The sequence below is a fragment of the Paenibacillus sp. FSL L8-0158 genome, assembly GCF_038592965.1.
Lineage (GTDB): Bacteria > Bacillota > Bacilli > Paenibacillales > Paenibacillaceae > Paenibacillus > Paenibacillus polymyxa_D.
This window is the reverse complement of record NZ_CP151949.1, coordinates 5474230-5496860: the sequence shown is the minus strand read 5'-3', so window position 1 is coordinate 5496860 and position 22631 is coordinate 5474230. Positions and strand designations below refer to the sequence as shown.

The window sequence follows — 22631 nt, the reverse complement described above, 5'->3', positions numbered from 1 at the left end:
AGAGCAGGGTGAGTAGATAATGAAGGAAAAGAAAGAACTGCAATCCACGCCTAGCATTTGGCACAATGGCCGTTTTCGGCGGATGTTTGCGGCGCACACGGCTGCTTCCTTTGGCGATTGGTTTGATGCTATCGCCATTCAGGTGCTTGTTGCCTACCGCTGGGAAGCCGACCCTATGCTGATTGCGCTGATTCCGGTAGTGATGGCGCTACCGGGTCTGCTGCTGGGTTCCATCGCGGGCACGTTAGCTGACCGGGTACACAAGGCCCGGCTGATGATCGTCTGCGATGCAGCTATTGCCTTATTGACGCTGGCCATTCTCGCCGTCCCGGGTCCGGTATGGCTGCTGCCTTTGCTCGGTCTACGCGCGGCGGCTGGCGTATTTCAAATGCCTTCACAGCAAGGCTTGACCCGTACGGTAGTCGCCAGCGACGACCTGTTTCGGGCGACCTCGCTGAATGGGTTGGTCAATCAGGCCTCCAAAGTGGCAGGGCCGCTACTGGGCGCTATGACCTTGACTGTGTTGTCTCCCCAGGCATGCATTATTCTCAATGCATTGCTGCGCCTCTGTTCCGGCCTGCTGCTGTGGCCGCTGCGCGGAATCGGTCCGGCGCTGGTCAGCCCAGACCAACAAGCTGTTGTAGCCGAGCAGCAAGGAAAGTTGGCTACGCATACAGCGCCTGAGGCTGATGAAGTCAAAATGCGGGAGGAGCATGTCCGCGCATCTCGTTTTTTCAACCAATGGCGTGAGGGCTGGGCGTTCTTATGGCACAGTCGAATGCTTTTGCATACGCTCATATTCGGACTTTTCGGCTTAATCGCCATTCTCATGATCGACTACCAGTTCCCTACGCTGCTGCGAGTGCTCGCTCCGGGTAATGAATCGCTGCTTGGCTGGCTGGTTTCGGCCATTGGTGCTGGCGCCGTCGGATGCATGCTTGTGCTTAATCGCTTGAATCGCATAAGCGCAGGCTGGGGGCTCGGTGGTGGGTATGTACTGGTTGGCGGAGCTATTGCTGCTTTAGGCTGGGCGCAACCCGGAACAGGATGGCCCGTACTGCTTATGATCGGGGCCGTGCTGGGCGTGGGCAACGGCCTGTACATTATCACCCAGAACTATATATTACAAGCCAAAACCCCTGCTGATATGGTAGGACGCGTCTTCGGTATCCAAAGTACCGTGATTGGAGCAATCATGGTCGTTTCGCCGCTTGCCGGGGGAGTATTGATCCGATTAGCAGGGGCGGGAACGGCTTTTGTCTGGATCGGAATGACTGTTGGAATTCTGGGTTTGGCAGGACTACTGCTTCAATCCGTAATTTGGCGCGAGTCCCTCGCTGATTCTAGCCTGACTGCGGAGCAAAATGCAGACCTTGCGTAGTCGAACTTGCGCAATAATTTACTTCGGTTTTCGTCATTTATATTTTTAGCATGGGAGAGATCATGATGACTCAACAAACTTCAGCCTCGGAGCCTGTGGCACGGTTACTTGAAGGATCACGGGTATACTTGCGTCCCGTTAACGTGGAGGACACCGAGCTATACTATAATACATTGTTCCATCAGGATGTGCGGAGGCTGACAGGCACACAACGCAGCTTTACCAAGGATCAAATTGCCCGTTATATTGAAGCTAAAGGACAGGATTCCTCAAGCCTGCTGCTCTTGATTGCGCTTCGCGAAGATGATCGTGTCATCGGAGATATAGCTCTGCAGGATATGGACAGCCTGAATCGCAGTGCCAACATCCGTATTGCGATCAATGAGCAGGGAAATCAGGGGAAGGGCTACGGCACCGAAGCGCTTGTGCTCATGCTGGGTTACGGATTCGGTATCTGTAACCTGCATCGGATTGAGCTGAATGTATTTGATTTTAATGAACGTGCCATTCGTTGCTATGAAAAAGTAGGCTTTCAGCGCGAAGGTGTGCAGCGGGATGCTTTATTCTACAATTATGAATACCATGATTCGATTCTGATGAGTATGCTGGACCACGAATACCGCGACCGCTATGTGAAAAAAGTAGAAAATTGATTCAACACGTTTACACGGGTTTACAGAAGAGATATAATTAAAAGATAAAGTTGCTTGTTTGCGCAAGTATGACCGACAACATCAAATGAAGATATGAATTACCGGAGGAGCCTGTCACCAAGGCTCCTTTATGTCTTTTTTAGGGGAACCTGTGCTGTATTTCGGGTTCCTCTTTTTATTTTGCGAGCTGTCCGTTAAGGTCAGACACATATTTTGCACGTTTGTTTTACACTTTATGATTAGGATTTGCAAAATTCGATTCCAGTCGCTCCGAAGTGCAAGATATAGACGAACTAAACCATTTCGATCTATATCTTGTTCATTGGAAGTCGCTTATGGGATTTTTGCAAATAAGTTCAAGGATTAAACAAAAGGAGGTTATCAGCCTATGCAATTTATACTATATCTTCTGCTGATTCTACTGTTCACAAAAGTCGCGGGTCATTTGTCCGTCAAGCTCGGTCAACCAGCGGTGTTGGGAAAGCTGATCGCAGGAATTGTCCTGGGCCCAGCCGTATTAGGATGGGTTCAGAATGATTCGCTGATTCATGATATGTCTGAAATCGGCGTGCTGCTGCTGATGTTCATTGCTGGACTGGAGACGGATCTGGATCAACTTCGACGTAACTGGAAGCCTGCCGTAGCTGTGGCGGTTGGAGGTATTATTTTACCGCTAATTTGTGGTTTTGGTGTAGGGGAAGCCTTTGGATTCTCGGTGCATGAAGGCTGGTTTCTAGGGATCATTCTGAGTGCTACCTCGGTAAGCATTACAGTACAGGTGCTCAAGGATATGAACAAGCTGAATACCCGAGAGGGCTCGACCATTTTGGGTGCGGCGGTGCTGGATGATGTGCTTGTCGTGGTACTGCTTGCGGTAATGATGAGTATATTCGGTATGGGTGGAGAGACTTCGTTGGGACTTCTTGTTGGCAAAAAGCTAGTTTTCTTCGTAGTAGCTATTCTGGGTGGCTGGTTCGTTGTTCCATGGATTATGAAAATACTCGCTCCACTCAAGGTGACAGAAGCAATTATCACGGCTGCATTGATCATTTGCTTCGGTTTTGCGTATTTTGCGGATATGTTGGGAATGGCAGGGATTATCGGGGCTTTTGCTGCCGGGATTGCCATTGCACAAACAAGCTTTAAGCACGCCGTAGAAGAAAAGGTGGAGCCCATCGCTTATTCCATCTTTGTTCCTGTATTTTTTGTCAGCATTGGATTAAATGTTTCCTTTGAGGGAGTAGGCCAGCAGCTCGGATTTGTTGTTGTTTTAACACTGATTGCACTGGTGACGAAGTTAGTGGGAGGAGGCCTCGGCGCGCGGCTGACGGGCTTCAATAACCGTTCTTCCCTTGCGATTGGCTCCGGTATGATATCACGTGGCGAGGTCGCACTTATTATTGCAGCTACCGGTCTACAGTCGGGTCTGTTGGCACAGCAATATTTTACATCCGTGATCATTGCCGTCATTTTGACAACTTTGGCTGCACCTCCAATTCTCAAGCTGTGTTTTAGCGATAAGAGGAGGACTTCCGCTCACGATACAGAAAAGAAGGTCGGCATTGATAAGTTGTAATGAGAGTATCAACAGGTCATAACAAAAAGACCCTTCGGGTTCAGTTTCTCATAGCGTGCATGGAAAGTCCGATTTAGAGTAGAGCGGACTTTCCATGCAGCATGAGAAAATGGGCGAAGGGTCTCTTTTATGCTATAAGCGCTGCAAGCATAGAGAAATTAGGACTCGGACACCACTGTGAAGCGTTGGTTCAGATGTTGTGGTTTTTCGATTTCGTCCACTACAGCAACTGCATAATCCTCATAGCTGACATAGCTTGCACCTTTGGAATTAACCAACAGCGTGTCTTTTCCCACTTGGTAAGAGCCTGTACGTTTACCCAGTGCAAATTCCGCAGAAGGGCTAATAAAAGTCCAGTTCAGGTCGCTGGTACCACGCAAAATTTCCAGGTTTTTTCCTTGGTTGTTGGCTGTTGGATATACGAAATCAGGGAAGCCAGGAGTATCTTTTACCAAAAGTGTTTGGGATTCGTCAGTGAACAAGCTGCCTGCACCACCTACGACAATCAGGCGAGTACCGGATACATTACGCAGGGCTTCGATCAGTACGTTACCTGCATCGACATGCAGATGCTCTTGTCCGAGTGGAGCGGCAAATGCATTAACGACTACGTCAAAACCTTTCAGATCATCTGTTTTCAGGTCAAAAACGTCTTTTTGTGCCACAGTAGCACGACTTTCTGTTACTTTAGCCGAGTCACGGACGATGGCGGTTACTTCATGCCCTCTGTCCAATGCTTCTTTTACGATATTACTTCCTGCTTTACCGGTTGCACCAATAACTGCAATTTTCATAATAGATAGCCTCCTATAAATATGATGTGGATGATTCATTCGTTTGATCGTAAGTGTACCTAGTGCATTTACGAACTTTAATATGTAACTATTATAGTTACAATATAAAATAAAAGTCAAGCTCTTCTGTTGGGCAAACTAAAGTCCTCCGATTGGAAAGAGAGGAACTCGTTTAAATATATAAGGTAAAACTGAATGAGCAAACTTAAGCCAAAATGGATATATGTAGACCACAGAAAAGAAAGGAAGAGTGAACCGATATGAGTAAAAAAGTACAGCTTGAACCCGCAGCACAGAAATTTGCAGACGATAATGCCAAGCCTCCGTTTCTATACGATTTGGGTCCTGAAAAAGGACGTGAAACGGTCAATGAGGTTCAATCCGGCCCAGCAGACAAACCTGCCGCAGATGTAGAAGATCTTACTATTCCAGGTGGGCCTGGCGGTGAGGTGAAGGTCAGAATTGTTCGCCCACAACAGGTGACAAGCGATCTCCCGGTCATTGTATATATTCACGGAGCAGGCTGGGTATTCGGTAATGCCCATACGCATGAGCGCCTGATTCGTGAATTGGCAGTCGGCTCACAGGCAGCAGTTGTATTTCCAGAATACAGCTTGTCCCCTGAAGCTAAATATCCGACGGCGATTGAGGAAATTTACGCGGTCGTTCAATGGGTGGCACAGCATGGGCGCGAGCATGGGCTGAAGCCCGATACGCTGACAATAGCCGGAGACAGTGTCGGCGGTAACATGACCGCGGCTGTAACTTTGCTGGCCAAAGAACGCAGCGGTCCTACCATTCGCCAGCAGTTGTTATTTTATCCGGTGACGGACGCTTCCTTTGACACAGAATCATATCATGAGTTCGCCACAGGATATTTCCTGAGCCGCGAAGGAATGCAATGGTTTTGGGATCAATATACGACGGATCCCAACGAACGAGCGCAGATCACAGCGTCCCCGTTACGTGCTACCACAGAACAGCTTAAAGGGCTACCGCGTGCGCTGGTCATTACAGGCGAGGCCGATGTGCTGCGCGATGAAGGTGAGGCCTATGCGAACAAGCTGCGTGAAGCGGGAGTAGATGTGACCGCTGTACGCTTTCAGGGCATCATCCACGACTTTGTGATGCTGAACCCATTGTCGGAAACCGCGGCCAAGCGCGGTGCGATCATGCTCGCTACCTCATGGCTGCGCCAAGGGTTTGAGGGCTAGTACACTATAGAGCATTTTAAGGGTGCTGTCGTGTGATTTGATCCAGTTCTTTGAACGATTAGGCAGTCTTCTTCCTGCTGACATTTATTGCAGGGAAGGCAGCCTTTATACATATCTGCAATGAGAACGCTTCACGTTCGTCGAACAGAGTGATAATATAAAATTTGAACGAGTTTGACCGACATTCAGCCTAAGGGGGATATCCATGCCATTTCAGGGACAACGCATTTTACCTGCAGCTAAGCATATGAAGCAGCTGGAGGGTATTTTGGACAGCTCTTATGAGTATGCGGTTTTTCTGGATACGCATGTAGCGCAGCTGCGCAATCTGTACCAGATGGCTAGGAGTCGCAACAAGCAAATGCTCCTGCATGCGGACCTGGTGCAAGGCTTAAAGAATGACGAGTATGCGGCTGAATATTTGTGTCAGGAAATTAAGCCATTTGGGATTATTTCGACCCGATCCGGGGTGATTGCAACCGCTAAAAAGAAAGGGATTCTTGCTGTACAGCGGGTGTTCCTGCTCGATACGATTGCGCTGGAAAAAAGCTACGCGCTGGTGGGAAAAACACGACCTGATTATATTGAGGTGCTGCCCGGTGTTGTTCCACCAATGATTAAGGAGGTCAGCGAACGTACGGGCATTCCTATTTTGGCGGGCGGACTTATTCGCACCCCTGAGGATGTGGAAGCGGCGTTGGATGCGGGAGCTACAGCAGTTACGACCTCCAATAAACAACTGTTCGAGCATTATAAGCCATAGCTTTTATTTGAATCAAGTGGACAACCATACATAATAAGCAAGGAGGCTGGGAAACGATGGAGCAATATATTCTTGCCTTGGATCAGGGCACAACCAGTTCGCGGGCCATCTTGTTTGATCGGCAGGGAAAAGTGGTATACAAGGCACAACGGGAGTTCCCACAGTATTTTCCCCAGCCAGGGTGGGTAGAGCAAAACGCAAATGAAATATGGAGCTCTATTTTAGCCGTCATCGCCTCCTGCCTGTCGGAATCAGGTGTGAAAGCCAGCCAAATTGCCGGGATTGGTATTACGAATCAACGGGAAACCGTAGTGGTGTGGGATAAACATACGGGTCTGCCTGTATATCATGCGCTGGTATGGCAGTCACGGCAAACAGCCGGGATCTGCGAGGAATTGAAAAGCCGTGGATTTGATCATATTTTTCATAGCAAAACGGGACTACTCATTGATCCCTACTTCTCGGGCACCAAGGTCAAATGGATACTCGACAACGTCGAAGGGGCACGAGCTCAAGCGGAGCGCGGGGATTTGCTGCTTGGTACGATCGATACCTGGCTAATCTGGAGATTGTCCGGTGGTAAAGCACATGTAACGGACTACTCCAATGCAGCTCGCACACTCATGTACAACATTTATGAGCTAAAATGGGATGAGGAGCTGTTGAGTATTCTCGGCGTTCCAGCGTCTATGCTGCCAGAGGTGAGATCATCCTCTGAGATATATGCGCATACGGTGGATTACCACTTTTTTGGACAGGAAATTCCTATTGCCGGAGCGGCGGGCGATCAACAAGCAGCTCTGTTCGGTCAGGGATGTTTTGACAAGGGTATGATTAAAAATACATACGGTACGGGATGCTTTATGCTGATGAATACCGGAGATGAACCCTGTGACTCGGAACATGGACTGATTACGACCATTGCATGGGGGCTGAATGGTCAGGTGAAGTATGCGCTGGAGGGCAGCATTTTTGTAGCGGGGTCTGCTATTCAGTGGCTGCGTGACGGGTTGCGCATGTTCCGCGAGGCCAAAGATAGTGAAGCGTATGCGGCGCGTGTGACCTCGACGGAGGGGGTATATTTTGTCCCGGCCTTTGTGGGTCTGGGCAGCCCGTATTGGGACAGTGACGTGCGCGGCGCGACATTTGGTTTGACGCGGGGAACGACCAAGGAGCACTTTATACGAGCGGTACTGGAATCGCTGGCCTACCAGACTAAAGATGTCCTAACTGCCATGGCGAGCGATTCGGGTGTTCCTGTGCGTTCATTGCGTGTAGATGGAGGTGCTGTGATGAACGAGTTCCTGATGCAGTTCCAGAGCGATATTCTCGATTTGCCTGTAGAACGACCTGCTGTGAACGAGACAACTGCACTCGGTGCGGCGTATTTGGCGGGACTGGCAGTTGGGTTTTGGAGCAGTCTGGATGAAGTCCGGGGATATGCGCAGAGTGATCATACCTTTACTCCGTCCATGAGTGAGGACGTGCGGACTGAGCTTTATGGTGGCTGGAAAAAGGCAGTTCATGCCGCAATGGCGTTCAAGTAGAGATGGTTTTAGGTAGAAGGCAGCCATCTGGCAACAGGCAGATTTCCCTTTTCATAGCGTATCGTGTGTGCTACGATATAGATAAGTTAATACTCGTCAGGAGACTTGGAGAGACCATGAACCGCTCGGCATCCGCCGCAGCGATGTTCGTGGTCTTTTTTTGTACCTTATGATGATTCGGTTGGCAGATTGCATCGTGAATATATACAAAGCTGGAGGGATACATGATGGGAGAACAGGGATTTGCTGCGCAGGAGAGAACCGCTGTTTTGGAACGTATGGGAGATGAGCATTTTGATATTTTAATTATTGGCGGCGGCATTACAGGGGCGGGGATTGCGCTGGATGCGGCGGATCGTGGTTTGAAGACAGCACTGGTGGAGATGCAGGATTTTGCAGCAGGTACGTCCAGCCGCTCGACCAAGCTAGTGCATGGTGGTCTTCGTTATTTGAAGCAGTTTGAAGTTAAGATGGTAGCCGAGGTCGGGAAGGAGCGGGCCATCGTATTCGAAAATGGCCCACATGTGACCATACCGGAGCGTATGCTGCTTCCTTTTCACAAGGGCGGCACGTTTAACGCATTCACCACCTCTGTCGGGCTGCTGGTATATGATTTCCTTGCTGGTGTTAAGCGTAGTGAGCGCCGTCGGATGCTGGACATCCAGGCTACGCTAGAGCGCGAGCCTTTGCTGAAGCGTGATGGACTGAAGGGAAGCGGCAGCTATGTGGAGTACCGCACAGATGATGCTCGCCTGACGATTGAGGTCATGAAGGAAGCTGTTACACGAGGGGCGCTGGCGGTGAACTATGCCAAGGCTGACAAGCTGCTGTATGACGAAGGACGAATAAGCGGTGCAAGCGTAACGGACCGGGTAACGGGAAAACCATACGAAATTCGAGCTTCGCTGGTTATTAATGCAGCTGGACCATGGGTAGACACGTTGCGGGAAATGGATCGCTCCAAGGAGGGTAAGGTGCTACGCCTGACGAAAGGTATTCACCTAGTGTTCGATGCTGAGCGCTTTCCGCTCAAACAGGCAGTGTACTTCGATACACCGGATGGACGCATGGTATTTGCCATCCCGCGTGATGGAAAAACCTATGCAGGTACGACCGATACGGTGTATGAGGGGGATACGGCGCACCCTCGGATGACCGCTGAAGATCGGGCGTATGTGCTTCAAGCGATCAACGGAATGTTCCCGGATGTGAAGCTGACTGTTACGGATGTAGAATCCAGTTGGGCAGGGGTACGGCCGCTCATTTATGAAGATGGTAAAAGCCCTTCAGAAATTTCACGTAAGGACGAAATTTGGGAATCCCGCTCAGGTCTGATCACGATTGCAGGCGGCAAGCTGACGGGCTACCGGAAAATGTCCGAACTCGTCGTGGATCGTGCGGTACGGAAGCTGGGGCGCTTGCATGGGCAGAGCTTCCGGGCATGCCGCACCAGACATATCCCGATTTCGGGTGGCAGCGTAGGCGGCTCGGCGGGCTGGGACGCGTACGTAGGTAAGCAAACCGCAGCAGGTGTTGCGCTTGGCCTGTCGCCGGAAACGGCTAGAGCATGGGCTACCCGCTATGGCTCCAACACAGAGCGGCTGTTTGCGATAGCAGCACGGAGCATGAAGGAGGCTAGCGAGAAGGAAACGGCGCTGCCTGTGGAAGTGCGTGTCCCGCTTCTGTATGCGATGGAACAGGAAATGACGGTGACACCGTCTGATTTTTTCATACGCCGAACTGGGGCGCTGTTCTTTCAGATTGACGAGGTGAAGCGCTGGAAACAGCCTGCCATCACATTGATGTCCGAACATGCAGGCTGGAGCGCCGCGCAAGAACGCCAATATGCGACTGAACTGGATGCTTATCTGTATGAAGCTGTAACGCCTGTAGAGGTAGAGGTGAAACCCGGTGGCGTTAAAGCCATTTAAATAGGAACGAGGATGCGCATCCTTTACCGCTCCGCTTCTCTACCACCGTTTCGTTCTCACCACTGCTTTATGCGGAAAAGGGGCCTACAAAACAAAAGCAGCGATTCTCTATTTATAAGAGAATCGCTGCTTCTTTGTATACAGATTGCTTACAGCATCAAGTGGAACAGAAACGGGGCGGCTGCCAAGGTAAAGAGAGCGGCGAGCACCATCGAGATGCTGGATATCGTCCCCGTCAGCAAGCTGAACTCGAATGCTTTGGAAGTGCCAGTACCATGAGCACCGGTACCGAGCAGTACCCCACGTGAGACTTCATTTTCGATACGGAACAGTTTTACAATCACTGGACCGATAATAAGACCGCTCAATCCGGTCAGAATAACGAATACAGCTGTGACCGTCGGATTGCCGCCAATCGTTTGCGATACATTCATCGCAATGGGTGTCGTAATGGAGCGAGGAATCAGGCTGCTCAGCAGCGAAGAATTCAGGTGCATCCACTTGGCAAGCGCCATGGAGGACAACACGGCTACAACAGATCCAGACAGCACGCTAAGCACGATTTGGGTTGCGTGTTTTTTTAACACTGGGAAATATCGGTACAAAGGGACAGCAAATGCAATCGTAGCTGGTTGTAGCAGCATGGACAGCAAGTGAGCGCCCGAATTATAAGAACGGTAATTCACACCCGTCAGCGTCAAAATCAAAATGATAACAACAGGTGTAATGAGCAATGGAGACAAATACACTTTGGGCAGTGTGCGGTACATGCGTTTGGCCATCCAGTAAATAGCGAGTGTCAATACAATACATAGAAGACCGATCATGATGATTTATGCTCCTTTCGTTTACCAAGCAGACTGGCGACCATACCTGTGCAGGCCATCACCAGAAAGGTGCCGAGCAACACGACCAGCATAATGCTCATACCATCGTGTTCCAGCATCGGCCAATAATTCATAACGCCGACAGCGGAGGGAATAAAGAATAATAGCAGCTCGGCCAGCAACCAGTTTGCGCCAACTTCAATCCAGCTTAGCCGGACCAAGCCGATTTGCAGCAGAATAAAAAGGATTAGCATACCAATGATACTACCGGGTATAGGCAGGTGGAGCCAGGAGACTACCGCATTCAGGATGAGCGAAAAGGCCATCAGGACGGCGATCTGGAGGACACCGCGTATGAAGCTTTTCATATATAATGACTCCTATCTTTGAGATCGGTTATTTTCAAACTGTAATGAAATTTTACATCACAAGCTTTCATGAGTAAAATGCATATAAAGAATATAATCTATTCCGTTTGTCTATGGGAGAAGGTGTAGCTATGGATATCCGACATTTACAATATTTTTTGGAAGTCGCGCGGTTGCGTAGCTTTACAAAGGCAGCCCAGAGCATGTTTATTACCCAGCCGACGATCAGTAAGACGATTAAAAGTCTGGAAGATGAACTGGGGGTCGCTTTGTTTGATCGAATTGGCAAAAGAATCGAACTGACGGATGCAGGCAAGGTAATTGAGCTTCAAGCACAAGCGATTGTAAAGTCCTTTCAGAGTCTGTCCTCGGAGCTGAGTGATTTGATGAACCTGAAAAAGGGACATATCCGTATTGGCCTGCCCCCTATGGTCGGATCGAGCTTTTTTCCGCGTGTCATTGGAGAATTCCATAAGGCATATCCTGATGTGACCATTCAATTATTTGAGGACGGGGCGAAGAAAGTGGAACGGGACGTAGAAGCCGGGGCATTGGATATCGGAGTGATTGTGCTGCCCGCGGTTGGAGATATGTTTGAGACATTTCTGTTTGTGGAGGAAAAGCTGAATTTGCTCGTTCATCCTACGCATGCATTGGCAGAGTGCAAGGAGGTACCGTTATCTGCGTTGGCGGAGGAGGCATTTGTACTGTTTCGTGAGGATTTTACGCTGCATGACCGTATCATTGCGGAATGTGTTCGTGCCGGCTTTCAGCCGCGTGTAGTGTACGAAAGCTCACAATGGGATCTGATTAGCGAAATGGTTGCTGCAAACCTGGGAGTAGCTCTGCTGCCGGAGGCCATTTGCCGAGATCTGGATTCTGAGCGCTTGCGTGTTCTTCCATTGGTGGACCCCGTCATTCCTTGGCATTTGGGGATGATCTGGCGGAACGATCGCTATCTGTCCTTTGCCGCCAGAGAATGGATATCGTTCACACAGCAATTGTTGCGGACGGAATAGGGCGGGAAGTAGTCAGTCCGCGAGAAGGTGAGTACGATGCAGAATAAAAAAGCTGCCCTGAGGGGCAGCGATGTAGCTTGCTTCTATGAGTGTGTTTGGTTTATTGCACGCTTGGTGTGAAGGTACTTGTCCATAATACGGTCAAGTCTGGAGGATTTGTCCAATACACGTTCATCTTTTAATCCGTGTAAGTCAGCCATGCGATTCAGTTCACGGCGTTCTTTTTCCATGAGTTTTTCCAATTGTTCGAGGTTCACAAAGCCCACCCCCCATGTCGATTGTAAGGCATGTCTCCACTAGCGGCAGAAGTTTTTTTGATAACGATGTTATTTCCATTTTACCACTTTTTATTAACAATAATCCAGCTTTCCTGACATTTAGCGACTAATATCTATGGTTTTGCCAGTTTCACCTGATTGCGTCCTGAACGCTTAGCTTCATATAGTGCCTCATCTGTCTTTTCCAGTAAGTGCCTCGATGCAATGACAGGTGAACTGCCTGCTCCAAGCGATACGGTTAGAGAGATCGAGGTTCCGTCATTCAAAAGAAAACGTTCATTTTCCACAGCTTTCCGAATTTTTTCGGCAAAGCTTGCTGCTTTCTGACTATCACAATTTCCAATCAGAATGGCAAATTCCTCTCCGCCCTTACGGGAGGGGTACGCCCTCGTTGTAGATTCCCGGGTTAACAGCATTCCCAATTGGCTTAAGACGGTATCTCCGTTCAAATGACCATACGTATCATTAATATTTTTAAAGTGGTCAATATCCAGCATCACGAGTCCAAAGGGTTGTTTTGTAGTCTTGGAAGTATGAAAGACCTCTTCAAATAGCGCATCGAAAGCACGTGGACTGTAGAGTCCGGTTAAATGATCCCGATTTGCAGCTTCTTCCAGCAGATGAACAGCCCGTTCTGTTTTTTTGATATAGGACATCATAAAATAAGTGAACAGGCCGCCAAGCAACTTAACAGTTGTGATTATTATAATAGATTCACTATCAGGAGGGTTAACTACATAGAAAGTAGATAACAGCGACACTACAGCAGCTCCAAGTACGGCCGACATCCACTTGCGGAGTGTTAGGCTTTTTTCTCGAATAAAGATAAGTGAAATGCCCAGTGTCATGAAACAATTGACGGCAGCAGTCAGAGAAACATCTGTCCAACCACCTGTGATGTAAATACGGTACAGGCTTATGATCAAGGTGGTCAGCAGACCGGATACCGATCCTCCCATATATACAGATATGATAATCGCCAATTGGCGCAGATCGACCACAAAGTGCCCATGGATCCATAAACCAGTCATCATTAACAGAATGCCAAACAGACCCAGCATTAAACCGTTCATTACCCGATAAATGAATATATGTTTTTTTAGGTAACGTTCATATTTCCGGAAAAATAAATTTCCAAAGAATAAGAAGCTTGTTAATAACGCAAAATTGTTAATTAATTCTTTTAACATATCCCTATCCTTTATGCTGTATTGAGAGTTGTAGTATCGTGGGGAATAAAGCAAAAGGCCTCGTTTCTATATTTCGGTAAAAAGTAGGCATGAGTGAATACCAATTGAATACAAACGATTCTTATGTCCCTTACGTTTCGTTTATCTACGTGGTACAGTGAAAGGACTATGACCGGAACGGGTGATCGTATGAAGGAACCAATTCACATATCGGTGCGTCCACTTGTGGAATATGTGCATCGGAGCGGCAGCATTCATAGCGGCTTTCGATCGAATAGCAGTATGCTCGAAGGAACTCGCGTGCATCAGGTTATCCAGAAAGGTTACAAGGAGCATGACCGCAAAGAGGTACATTTACGTACAGAAATCTCGTATAAGGACGAATTGTTTATCATTGAAGGCCGCTGTGACGGACTGATTGAGCTGGATGGCGTATGGACGGTCGATGAAATTAAATCGACCTCTTTGCCCCTCGAAGATATTCAGGGTGACGGCCAACCTGTACACTGGGCACAAGCATTTCTGTATGCCTATATGATTGCTCGTGAGGAACAACATCATTCCATGCAGGTCCAGCTTACTTATGTACAGGCACACAGTGAAGACATTCGCCGATTCAGACGGGAACTATCCTTTACTGAGCTAGAAGCTTTCGCACAGGAGATGATTGCTGGTTATGCTCCGTATGCATTCCTGCTGAGAGCACATGCGGAAAAGCGGGATGCCAGTATTGCTATGTTGAACTTTCCCTTTGACACGTATCGTTCGGGTCAGCGAACGCTCACGGGTTCGGTGTACAAGACGATTACCGAAGGGGTTAACCTGTTTGCCAAAGCACCTACAGGTATTGGTAAAACGGTATCCACCTTGTTTCCTGCGATTAAGGCGATCGGTGAAGGGTTGGTGAGACGAGTATATTATGTGACGGCTCGTACCACCACTCGGGCAGCAGCCGAAGAAGCTCATGCCAGAATGCAGGTTCAAGGGCTGCACATGCATGTGGTGACTTTGACTGCGAAGGATAAAATTTGCTTTAAGGATGAAAATGATTGTGATGCTGGATCATGCAGCATGTGCGAGGGTTATTACGACCGGATCAACGGAGCGGTATCCGATATTTTGGCGAATGAGACGTTAATGACTCGGGCGGTGATTGAGCATTATGCGCGCAAGCATAAGGTATGTCCCTTTGAATTTTCGCTGGATGTGGCGTATGCCTCGGATGGTATAATCAGTGATTATAATTATGTTTTCGATCCACGGATTTCTTTGAAAAGATTGCTGGAGGAGCACAAGCGAAAAGGTGTCGTACTGGTGGATGAGGCGCATAATCTGGTAGAACGCGGCCGGGACATGTTTTCGGCGGAAATTTTGAAATCTTCTTTTTTGGAACTGAAACGAGAATTTAAGTTGCTAAGCCCGGAGATTGCTGCGGCTGCGAGTGCAGTGAACGCACATATGATTACGCTGCGCAAGCAATATGCAGATACAGGAAAAGCAGTGGAGACAGCAGCACCGCAAGAGGTGTTGGAGCTGCTGGTGCCTTTTGTAGAAGCCGCTGAACGTGAACTGGTGACGGAGAGTGGTACAAGTCGCGCAAGCAGTGAAAGTACGGCCTACGCATTGCTTCTGGACGCGTATTTTACCGCTCAGAATATGCTGAGAATTGCTGCTTTATATGATGAACGGTACGTTACTTATGTGGAAGCGGGGCGCAGTGAAGTGAGGGTTAAGCTGTTCTGCCTCGATCCTTCTCACTTGTTGGGACAAGCTATTAAGGGCTACCGCTCAGCCATTTATTTTTCCGCGACGTTGACACCGCTTGCTTATTACCGGGACATGCTCGGAGCAAGTGAGGAAGATTATACGTTACAGGTTCCTTCCCCTTTCCATCAGGAGCAATGGGATGTACGTCTGCTGCCGCTCTCCATCCGTTATCGGGATCGTGAGCGTTCCAAAGGGGCGATTGCGGATATGCTGGCTGCATTGGTTGTGGAGCAGAAAGGAAATATCCTTGTATTTTTCCCGTCCTATCCATACCTGCGTGAGGTATATGAGGAGTTCATGCTTCGGGACGTGTCCGCAAATACGTTGGTACAAAGTCCGGGGATGACCGAACCAGAGCGGGATCAATTCCTAGAAGCCTTCCAGCCTGGGCAAGAGCACACCTTGCTTGGCTTTGCCGTACTGGGTGGTGTGTTTGCTGAAGGTGTCGATTTACCTGGGGATCGCTTAAATGGAGTAGTGGTCGTCGGCGTCGGCTTGCCGCAAATTGGAGCAGAGCGGGATGTGCTGCGGGATTATTTTTCGGAACAGGGACGGAATGGTTTTAACTATGCGTATGTATATCCAGGGATGAATAAGGTTCTTCAGGCAGGTGGCAGACTTATTCGCACAGAGCACGACGAAGGATTGCTGGTCCTGGTAGATGATCGTTTTGCCAAGGAACCGTATGCTTCTTTGCTGCCAGACGAATGGAAAAGCTACCGTCTGACGGAACAAGCGGGATTAAGGAAGGAATGGATGGACTATGAACTTTAATTTTCATAATGACTCCATACGCGGGGTGCTGCGTAGCTTTGGACATGAAGATGCCGACTTAGATAATATAGAGACTTTTGTGACATTTGCGCGCTTGGCTAACGGTATTTTCAGAGAAATGGATACAGATTTGACCAAGTTGGGGGCTTCTCAGGGTCGGATTATTGTGCTTAGCCTGTTGCATTGCCACTCTCCGCATCGCATGACACCGTCAGAGTTGGCGGAAAAGGCTGATGTGACGCGTGGAACCATGACGGGGTTGATCGACGGATTAGAGCGAGATGGCATGATTGAACGTGTGGCTCATGAGAGTGACGGACGGATGGTGACTGTCGGATTAAAAGAGGCAGGACGAGAGCTATTAAGTAAGATAGTCCCTTATTACACGAAGCTGATTCGGTCATGCATGTCTGAGTTTACGCCGCAGGATCATAAGATGATGAAGGGCTTACTGGGGAAAATGAAAGGCGGTTTTGAGCGGTCCTTGCCGAAATGCTGAATTCCTGATATAGGGAATAAGGAATAGGAGAGAGAACATGTTCTTTTATACAGATGAAGTCTATGAAGGCCGTGATTTTGGATCAATGGATGCCAGAGAAGGCGAGTGGAGAAATTGTGAGTTTACCCGATGTCGCTTTCGGGGTGTGGAGATGAATGAGTCTCTCGTGGAAGGCTGTACTTTTGTGGATTGTGATTTTACCGGAGCCATTCTGAATGCATCTCACTACAAGGAGTCGGCTTTTACCAATTGTTTGTTCACCAGCGCCAATCTGTTTGTAGTCCGGTTTGATAACTGCAAGCTGGTAGGTTCAGATTTTGCGGGGGCGAATATGGATGGTATCACAATTACGGGTGGAGACTGGTCTTATACGAATTTGCGTCATGCAGATTTAAGAAAACAAGATTTGCGAAAAATACGATTCAAGGAAGCCGACTTATCCGAATGCAATTTGGAAAAAGCAGATTTGCGAGAGGCGGATCTTAGCCGGGTAAGACTGCACAAAGCCCATCTTCAAGGAACAGACCTGCGCGGTGCGAAGATGGATGGTGTGAATTTTAAAGATCTGGACATCACCGGAGCCAAGTTGGATATCGAGCAGGCAGTAGCGGTGGCCCGCTCCTATGGAGCCAAGGTAGAAGGCTAAAAAGCACGGGATACCGAAGCTGGTTTTGATCTGGAGTACCCCGTGCGGGTGAATTGGATGGTTGACTCGAATTTGTAGGACTTAATCTTTAGTGGATGCCGGCAGTAGTGGAATTGCTGCTTCCGGGTTCCGGTTTGGCAAATGATCAACTCCCACAGGCTCTAGAGGCTGCTGTGGAACCGTCCAGTTGCGCGCGATATCTGCGGCAGTTCGCTGTTCCAGCAAGCGTTTGGCTACTTCATAACATTGATCGACATGCCGATTGCCAATGGTTCGCATAGCAGTAAATCCAATTGCCGCGGCTAGCCCTTGCCCCAGAAGGGGAACAAACTTGCTAACCTGCTTGGTAGCGATCCGAATGCCCATTTTTTGCAGAATCTGCACGATGGCTTCACGGGTAATGAGTCGCCCAATTAGCTTGCTGCCAATCGAAGTGATAAAACCATACACCATGGATTTGGTTTCTGCGTCCAGACCTTCCAGCTGCTTTTCAGATAATCCGAATTTTCCATTAATGGCTGGCAATAGCTGCATCAAAATGCCAACATCAGCAAGAACGTCAGCCCCTGGAACTGGAACTAATACCGCTCCCCCCGAAGCCGTAGCCCTTTTCGTCACCATGGATTTACACTCTTTACGGATCTGCTCCAACTCTTCTATTGTTCGGGCTGTCATATGCATCTCTCCTTCATACGCTTCCGATTAGGACCCATGATTCTACCCTGTTATTACACACATTTCTACCTATCTTAAGCATGGCGCAAGCAAAAAATCCCTGATTCACGCACTATCGCACATTTACTCCTGTGAAGTGATCAGGCATAATGAAGGGTGGTTGCCGATAAGAACAAGCCTGTTTACGGGGATAAAGGAAGGAAGAGACAGATGAGTCAGACAAACGTTTATTTTAATCATGATGGTGGAGTGGATGATCTAGTATCCCTTTTTATGCTGCTTCAGATGGAGCAGGTTCATTTGACCGGAGTATCGGTGATTCCAGCAGATGGTTATCTGGAGCCTGCGACGGATGCCAGCCGTAAAATTATTGATCGTTTTGGACAAAATAAAGGGCCTGTGGAAGTCGCAAAGTCTAATTCACGGGGTAAAAATCCGTTTCCTGCCGCTTGGCGTTTACATTCCTTCTATGTGGATGCATTACCCGTACTGAATGAATCGGGGCGTATGGAAGCACCGCTTTCATCCCTGCCAGCTCATCAGCATCTGATCGAAAAGGTACGCGGAGCTGAAGGTAAGACGCTGTTGCTATTCACTGGACCGCTAACCGATCTGGCGCGGGCGCTGGATGAAGCACCGGATATTGAAGCAAAGATTGAAAAGCTAGTTTGGATGGGCGGCACCTTTGAAAAAGGGAATGTGGAAGAGCCTGAGCATGACGGCACAGCAGAGTGGAATGTATTCTGGGACCCGGAAGCGGCATATCGGGTGTGGCAAAGCGGCATCACGATTGATCTGGTAGCACTGGAAAGCACAAGCAAAGTGCCATTAACTCCAGCAGTACGCAATCGTTGGGCTGCCGAGCGTCGATATGAAGGCGTGGATTTTCTGGGCAATTGCTATGCAGGATGTCCTCCGCTCGTTTATAGCGAAACGAACTCAACCTACTACCTGTGGGATGTACTGACCACTGCATCCGTAGGATGCCCGGAAATTGTCAAGAAAAAGACGGTGCATTGCAGCGTGATCGCAGAAGGACCAAGTCAGGGCAGAACGGTGGAACAGGCAGATGGACGTCCTGTGAACCTGGTATATGATACAGATCCAGAAGCCTTTTTTACGTATATGGCGGATTTGGCCAAGCTGGCTGCTCCCAAACGTTACTAAGTCTGGCTATGTACAAACGTGCGGCATAGGGTGATAATACTGCCTAGAGATACGTACTCATAACATAAAGCCCGTGACGTTATGCGTCACGGGCTTCTATTACATGATATGCCATGCCATATCATCACAAGCTAATTTCTGTTTCAGGCAGACTCCTGGTATATCTTCAGGGTGAACTGGAGCGTTATCTCCGTCCCGTTACCAGGTTCACTCCTCCCTGTCATCTTACCATTCATTCGTTTCAACAGTTCTTTGGTAATCTGCCAACCCAAGCCTGGATTACCATATGAGGGGGAGTACCCACGGTCATGTTCAAGCCACAATTTCAATTTATTCGGAGATATACCGATTCCAGTATCCTTCACCTTTAATTCCAGTTCAACCTCAGGTGCATCGGTCACAGATCGGGTGGTTGCAGATAAAGTGACGGCTCCTGTGCTTGTAAACTTCACTGCATTATCTACCAAATTAATCAGCATACGGCGAATTTTAGCCTCATCCCCGATAAAAATAGGCGAGCTGGTGAGATTCCAGTCAAGCTTCAAGTCTAGATGCCGCTGTGCGGCTACCTCTGTATCTAACTTGTCTTTATCCAAAAACTTTAGCAGTTTGTGTATCCCATTCCCGATCCTCTGAATGTGTTTTTGGAGCGTATCATTAATTATACATGATTATTTCATTATAAACCGATCTTTCTACTTCCATTTACCTATTCGCTTGCGCAAACCTTCATTTTTTAGGTCTAATGCGAGCCTTTCTTGGAGGGTTTTTGCTTAAACTATTACACATTCACGAAAAAATATGATTATTTTCATTCTGTTTTCATAAATTCATATGTAATCTCATGATATGAAAATTGTGTAATAAAATAGGAGGATAGAACCAGTAATATCATGTAAATATTCTATATAATAGGTTCAGAGGTGGAATTATGAATAGACAGGAAGCCCTAAAACACTTCCTTAAGACCTATGCGGAAGATGTATTGAACCAGAAATTACATCAAGTAGCGTCTTTGTATGGACAAAGAGTATTCAGGAACGACATACTAAAAAGCTCAATGTTTTGAGCTATGAAGGTACGGATGATTCTGCTCTTTTTGATCATTTTTCTCCAGATAGATAAAAGTAGCTTTTCAACAGTTGCTGAATTCAAAAAAAAGTATGGGGATGTTATTAAGAAAATAGGAGCAGAGTTAAATGTAGATCCCAATATACTTGGAGGAGTAGTTCTTGTTGAGTCAGGAGGTTCTGGTTTTGAAAACGGTAAACTGAAAATAAGATTTGAAGTGCACCATTTTGTGAAACAATCAACATCACTATTTTCATTTGGTAGACCGAGATCCAAAGGGCACAAATATAGAGAAAGTGCTGGATTACCGTGGAAGGAAGTTCACACAAAAGATCAAAGTAGCGAATATGGTGCTCTGGACTTGGCTATTACTCAAAATGAAGAAAAGGCGTATAGTGCTATTAGTATGGGCTTAACGCAAATTATGGGCTTTAATCACAAAGCGTTAGGATATAAATCGGCTAAAGAGATGTTTCAAAAATTTAGTACAGGGCACGAGGAACAAATTAGGGGGGTTGTTTCTTTTATAAAACATAAAAATTTAATAAAGGCGTTACAAAAGGAGGATTTTAATGCTTTCGTCTCAACATACAACGGCAAAGGCAACGTGGAACAATATACAAAAAAACTAAGGAAAAATATTATTTTGTATAGAAATAGCTGAATGCATTTAATAGATATGTACTTAGAGGTTAAATTTGAATTTGAGGTGCTGTAATGAATAGAATAGTTTTTGTTTTTTTCTTGACCTGCATTCTTCTCGGTATTTCTACAAATAAAAACTTATCTGATATTAAGAACTTCAGCCATTATACAAAAACAACAACTCAGAGTTTATTAGTGAATAATAAAATCAATCATAATCTAAAAAAATTGGATACAGAAAAGTATAACATCGATGAGGGCCAGTCGTTTGAAACCAGCTTTGAAGGGTGGGGGCGTGCCAAGTTTGTTTCAACTGATGCCATGATCGAGGAGACACCAGGGAATTATTTCTTTTTATTAGATGAGCAAAATTACATTTTATACTCGTTCCCTAAATTTTATGGGAATAATTGGTCGGGAGGGGATGGGTTAGCAGCTGTAGCTTTTAAGGATGTGAATAAAGATGGACTAAAAGACGTCATTATTATCGCTTACGTCGACTCAGGGGCAGGGCCAAGTATAATTGAGCCTTTCCCCATTGCAGGTATCTACTTCCAGAAGGAAAATAAGACCTTTACCACACTCCCTGAACTTGATCAGGCCATCAATGATAAGGGGCATAATCAAACCATCAAGGATGTCATTCAATATGTAAGTAAACAACGGATAAACGTGCAATAGGTAATACGAAAAGGGAGCTTTTTTGAAATGAACTTTATAAAACAAAATACAATACTACTTTTAATCATGTTAATTGCCCTACTACTAAATGGATGTTCCGAAAAATCTACGAATGAGAAGCAGCAGACAGTTGTCCTCACCAAATCTAGCACTCAAGTGATAGGGCAAAAAGTTGTGACTGAGCCAGAGTCTGCTGCTCAAGAACAAGATCGAAATAGCAATATTGTGAATCCGGTAAATAAAAGAAATGGAAATTACGCCACAGATTCTAACACATTAGATCAGTTTATAAAGAAAATCCAACCCCCAAATGAGCAACTTCAAAAAATAATAAAAGAAGATTTGGACCTTGATGGAAAGCCGGAATATGTGCTTGCTTTTGGATTAGAAAAAGAGGAGATTTACAACGTATTTGTAATCCGGGAGGATGAGGGTTATCACATCATTGATAAACTAGAGGACCCGGTTATAGTTGTGCATCTAAATACAGATGTGAAAATCATGAAGCTGGATCAAACAGACCAAAAATTTATCGTTGTATACTCTATAGGCGACGGAGGGGCTTATTCAGAGGGATTCTCCATATACACCTTGGAAAATAATCATATCAAAAGTATAAATTCTGATTTTCCTAATGCTACTGGACAAGGAATTCGAACGTTAAAAGATACCGACCATGATGGTGTATTTGAAAGTGTCGATTATTACGAGTTTAGCGACACTCAGGAGCATACCATCGTGGTCTATCAAAAATATGATGGAACAGGACCTGAAAAAAAGGAGATTTTGTATAAAAATAAAAGTAAAAAGTTTGTATATCCAAGCGATCCTAAGGCTGTGATATTGAACTACTTGGAAGTTGATTATCTTATGAAGTGGTTTGATTTACCTTTTCCTGAAATGGACCAGCTCACTGATCCGGCAGCAAGGCAAACATATGATTTTGAGGATGCTGTCGATCTTTCCGGTTTAGCATATTTATCTTACCCGGTGTTGGAACTGAGTATTAATGAGGTTAGTAGCAATGATAACCGAAAAATATTTTTGGTAAAAGATAATTCATTAGAAGAAAGAGCGAAAAAGGAAATTACGTTTACGTTAGAAAAGCAGTCAGGCAAGTGGAAGATTATGAGTATAGAGATGAACGATAAATTGTAGAAAGCGT

22 protein-coding genes are annotated in these 22631 nt (G+C 46.9%); 15 read left to right on the top strand and 7 right to left on the bottom strand.

The genetic code is table 11. The features are described 5' to 3' along the window. Nucleotides 1–19: 19 nt before the first annotated feature. The 3 genes from NSQ68_RS24380 to NSQ68_RS24370 all read left to right on the top strand — a co-directional run bounded on the left by NSQ68_RS24380 (nt 20) and on the right by NSQ68_RS24370 (nt 3610). Complete coding sequence (locus NSQ68_RS24380; protein ID WP_342427429.1) at nt 20–1381, top strand: MFS transporter; 1362 nt, start codon at nt 20–22, stop codon at nt 1379–1381. A 65-nt stretch (nt 1382–1446) separates the two neighbouring features. Then, entirely contained in the window at nt 1447–2034 is a 588-nt protein-coding gene (locus NSQ68_RS24375) for a GNAT family protein (protein ID WP_342429157.1), read from the top strand. Nucleotides 2035–2422: 388 nt separating this feature from the next. After that, the gene (locus tag NSQ68_RS24370) at nt 2423–3610 is read left to right on the top strand and encodes a cation:proton antiporter (protein ID WP_342427428.1); all 1188 of its coding nucleotides are present in this window, start codon (nt 2423–2425) and stop codon (nt 3608–3610) included. A 158-nt stretch (nt 3611–3768) separates the two neighbouring features. Here the strand turns inward: NSQ68_RS24370 and NSQ68_RS24365 are convergent, their stop codons facing one another. Further along, nucleotides 3769–4404: an NAD(P)-dependent oxidoreductase gene (locus NSQ68_RS24365; RefSeq protein WP_307351102.1), complete on the bottom strand. Its 636-nt coding sequence runs from the start codon at nt 4402–4404 to the stop codon at nt 3769–3771. Between the two features lie 260 nt (nt 4405–4664). Here NSQ68_RS24365 and NSQ68_RS24360 point away from each other — a divergent pair, with 260 nt between their 5' ends. The 4 genes from NSQ68_RS24360 to NSQ68_RS24345 all read left to right on the top strand — a co-directional run bounded on the left by NSQ68_RS24360 (nt 4665) and on the right by NSQ68_RS24345 (nt 9859). Next, nucleotides 4665–5618, top strand: coding sequence for an alpha/beta hydrolase (locus NSQ68_RS24360; protein WP_342427427.1), 954 nt, complete (start codon nt 4665–4667; stop codon nt 5616–5618). Nucleotides 5619–5823: 205 nt separating this feature from the next. Continuing rightward, nucleotides 5824–6381 carry a glycerol-3-phosphate responsive antiterminator gene (locus tag NSQ68_RS24355; protein WP_342427426.1) on the top strand — a complete coding sequence of 186 codons (558 nt, stop codon included), beginning with the start codon at nt 5824–5826 and terminating at the stop codon, nt 6379–6381. A gap of 56 nt (nt 6382–6437) precedes the next feature. Further along, nucleotides 6438–7928, top strand: a complete 1491-nt coding sequence (glpK, locus tag NSQ68_RS24350; RefSeq protein WP_342427425.1) for a glycerol kinase GlpK — start codon at nt 6438–6440, stop codon at nt 7926–7928. Between the two features lie 227 nt (nt 7929–8155). Next, a complete protein-coding gene (locus NSQ68_RS24345; protein ID WP_342429156.1) occupies nt 8156–9859 on the top strand; it encodes an FAD-dependent oxidoreductase in 1704 nt (567 codons plus the stop codon). A gap of 149 nt (nt 9860–10008) precedes the next feature. Here the strand turns inward: NSQ68_RS24345 and NSQ68_RS24340 are convergent, their stop codons facing one another. After that, nucleotides 10009–10686: a CidB/LrgB family autolysis modulator gene (locus NSQ68_RS24340; protein ID WP_029518653.1), complete on the bottom strand. Its 678-nt coding sequence runs from the start codon at nt 10684–10686 to the stop codon at nt 10009–10011. Next, nucleotides 10683–11054 carry a CidA/LrgA family holin-like protein gene (locus NSQ68_RS24335; RefSeq protein ID WP_342427424.1) on the bottom strand — a complete coding sequence of 124 codons (372 nt, stop codon included), beginning with the start codon at nt 11052–11054 and terminating at the stop codon, nt 10683–10685. Before NSQ68_RS24335 ends, NSQ68_RS24340 begins: the two co-directional genes overlap by 4 nt. 131 nt (nt 11055–11185) lie before the next feature. Here NSQ68_RS24335 and NSQ68_RS24330 point away from each other — a divergent pair, with 131 nt between their 5' ends. After that, on the top strand, nt 11186–12073 hold the full coding sequence (locus NSQ68_RS24330) for a LysR family transcriptional regulator (protein WP_328801165.1): 888 nt from the start codon (nt 11186–11188) through the stop codon (nt 12071–12073). An 83-nt stretch (nt 12074–12156) separates the two neighbouring features. On the opposite strand, the gene NSQ68_RS24325 is transcribed toward NSQ68_RS24330, so the two are convergent. After that, a complete protein-coding gene (locus tag NSQ68_RS24325; RefSeq protein ID WP_013312483.1) occupies nt 12157–12330 on the bottom strand; it encodes an aspartyl-phosphate phosphatase Spo0E family protein in 174 nt (57 codons plus the stop codon). Between the two features lie 134 nt (nt 12331–12464). After that, nucleotides 12465–13541, bottom strand: coding sequence for a diguanylate cyclase (locus tag NSQ68_RS24320; RefSeq protein ID WP_342427423.1), 1077 nt, complete (start codon nt 13539–13541; stop codon nt 12465–12467). Nucleotides 13542–13709: 168 nt separating this feature from the next. Between NSQ68_RS24320 and NSQ68_RS24315 the strand changes: the two genes are divergently transcribed. From NSQ68_RS24315 to NSQ68_RS24305, 3 genes are read left to right on the top strand one after another with little or no spacing between them, the layout of a single operon-like run. Next, nucleotides 13710–16082: an ATP-dependent DNA helicase gene (locus tag NSQ68_RS24315; protein ID WP_342427422.1), complete on the top strand. Its 2373-nt coding sequence runs from the start codon at nt 13710–13712 to the stop codon at nt 16080–16082. After that, on the top strand, nt 16072–16581 hold the full coding sequence (locus tag NSQ68_RS24310) for a MarR family transcriptional regulator (protein WP_104497668.1): 510 nt from the start codon (nt 16072–16074) through the stop codon (nt 16579–16581). The genes NSQ68_RS24315 and NSQ68_RS24310 overlap by 11 nt, the downstream gene beginning before the upstream one ends. A gap of 37 nt (nt 16582–16618) precedes the next feature. Beyond that, a complete protein-coding gene (locus NSQ68_RS24305; protein WP_165145922.1) occupies nt 16619–17227 on the top strand; it encodes a pentapeptide repeat-containing protein in 609 nt (202 codons plus the stop codon). An 81-nt stretch (nt 17228–17308) separates the two neighbouring features. Here NSQ68_RS24305 and NSQ68_RS24300 read toward each other — a convergent pair whose 3' ends face one another. Beyond that, nucleotides 17309–17902 (bottom strand): hypothetical protein, encoded by a 594-nt coding sequence (locus tag NSQ68_RS24300; protein ID WP_342427421.1) that lies wholly within the window; start codon nt 17900–17902, stop codon nt 17309–17311. Between the two features lie 210 nt (nt 17903–18112). Between NSQ68_RS24300 and NSQ68_RS24295 the strand changes: the two genes are divergently transcribed. Next, entirely contained in the window at nt 18113–19069 is a 957-nt protein-coding gene (locus NSQ68_RS24295) for a nucleoside hydrolase (RefSeq protein WP_342427420.1), read from the top strand. Between the two features lie 143 nt (nt 19070–19212). Here the strand turns inward: NSQ68_RS24295 and NSQ68_RS24290 are convergent, their stop codons facing one another. After that, nucleotides 19213–19665: an ATP-binding protein gene (locus NSQ68_RS24290; protein WP_342427419.1), complete on the bottom strand. Its 453-nt coding sequence runs from the start codon at nt 19663–19665 to the stop codon at nt 19213–19215. A 488-nt stretch (nt 19666–20153) separates the two neighbouring features. Between NSQ68_RS24290 and NSQ68_RS24285 the strand changes: the two genes are divergently transcribed. The 3 genes from NSQ68_RS24285 to NSQ68_RS24275 are packed head-to-tail and all read left to right on the top strand — an operon-like array spanning nt 20154 to nt 22624. Next, nucleotides 20154–20804 (top strand): N-acetylmuramidase domain-containing protein, encoded by a 651-nt coding sequence (locus tag NSQ68_RS24285; protein WP_342427418.1) that lies wholly within the window; start codon nt 20154–20156, stop codon nt 20802–20804. Between the two features lie 53 nt (nt 20805–20857). Next, the gene (locus tag NSQ68_RS24280; protein ID WP_342427417.1) at nt 20858–21466 is read left to right on the top strand and encodes a hypothetical protein; all 609 of its coding nucleotides are present in this window, start codon (nt 20858–20860) and stop codon (nt 21464–21466) included. A 27-nt stretch (nt 21467–21493) separates the two neighbouring features. Beyond that, on the top strand, nt 21494–22624 hold the full coding sequence (locus NSQ68_RS24275) for a hypothetical protein (protein WP_342427416.1): 1131 nt from the start codon (nt 21494–21496) through the stop codon (nt 22622–22624). Nucleotides 22625–22631: the final 7 nt, after the last annotated feature.

Coding starts and splice junctions, on each gene's coding strand:
- NSQ68_RS24380 (WP_342427429.1), top strand. CDS start 20: ATGAAGGAAAAGAAAGAACTGCAATCCACGCCTAGCATTTGGCACAAT.
- NSQ68_RS24375 (WP_342429157.1), top strand. CDS start 1,447: ATGACTCAACAAACTTCAGCCTCGGAGCCTGTGGCACGGTTACTTGAA.
- NSQ68_RS24370 (WP_342427428.1), top strand. CDS start 2,423: ATGCAATTTATACTATATCTTCTGCTGATTCTACTGTTCACAAAAGTC.
- NSQ68_RS24365 (WP_307351102.1), bottom strand. CDS start 4,404: ATGAAAATTGCAGTTATTGGTGCAACCGGTAAAGCAGGAAGTAATATC.
- NSQ68_RS24360 (WP_342427427.1), top strand. CDS start 4,665: ATGAGTAAAAAAGTACAGCTTGAACCCGCAGCACAGAAATTTGCAGAC.
- NSQ68_RS24355 (WP_342427426.1), top strand. CDS start 5,824: ATGCCATTTCAGGGACAACGCATTTTACCTGCAGCTAAGCATATGAAG.
- glpK (WP_342427425.1), top strand. CDS start 6,438: ATGGAGCAATATATTCTTGCCTTGGATCAGGGCACAACCAGTTCGCGG.
- NSQ68_RS24345 (WP_342429156.1), top strand. CDS start 8,156: ATGGGAGAACAGGGATTTGCTGCGCAGGAGAGAACCGCTGTTTTGGAA.
- NSQ68_RS24340 (WP_029518653.1), bottom strand. CDS start 10,686: ATGATCGGTCTTCTATGTATTGTATTGACACTCGCTATTTACTGGATG.
- NSQ68_RS24335 (WP_342427424.1), bottom strand. CDS start 11,054: ATGAAAAGCTTCATACGCGGTGTCCTCCAGATCGCCGTCCTGATGGCC.
- NSQ68_RS24330 (WP_328801165.1), top strand. CDS start 11,186: ATGGATATCCGACATTTACAATATTTTTTGGAAGTCGCGCGGTTGCGT.
- NSQ68_RS24320 (WP_342427423.1), bottom strand. CDS start 13,541: ATGTTAAAAGAATTAATTAACAATTTTGCGTTATTAACAAGCTTCTTA.
- NSQ68_RS24315 (WP_342427422.1), top strand. CDS start 13,710: ATGACCGGAACGGGTGATCGTATGAAGGAACCAATTCACATATCGGTG.
- NSQ68_RS24310 (WP_104497668.1), top strand. CDS start 16,072: ATGAACTTTAATTTTCATAATGACTCCATACGCGGGGTGCTGCGTAGC.
- NSQ68_RS24305 (WP_165145922.1), top strand. CDS start 16,619: ATGTTCTTTTATACAGATGAAGTCTATGAAGGCCGTGATTTTGGATCA.
- NSQ68_RS24300 (WP_342427421.1), bottom strand. CDS start 17,902: ATGACAGCCCGAACAATAGAAGAGTTGGAGCAGATCCGTAAAGAGTGT.
- NSQ68_RS24295 (WP_342427420.1), top strand. CDS start 18,113: ATGAGTCAGACAAACGTTTATTTTAATCATGATGGTGGAGTGGATGAT.
- NSQ68_RS24285 (WP_342427418.1), top strand. CDS start 20,154: ATGATTCTGCTCTTTTTGATCATTTTTCTCCAGATAGATAAAAGTAGC.
- NSQ68_RS24280 (WP_342427417.1), top strand. CDS start 20,858: ATGAATAGAATAGTTTTTGTTTTTTTCTTGACCTGCATTCTTCTCGGT.
- NSQ68_RS24275 (WP_342427416.1), top strand. CDS start 21,494: ATGAACTTTATAAAACAAAATACAATACTACTTTTAATCATGTTAATT.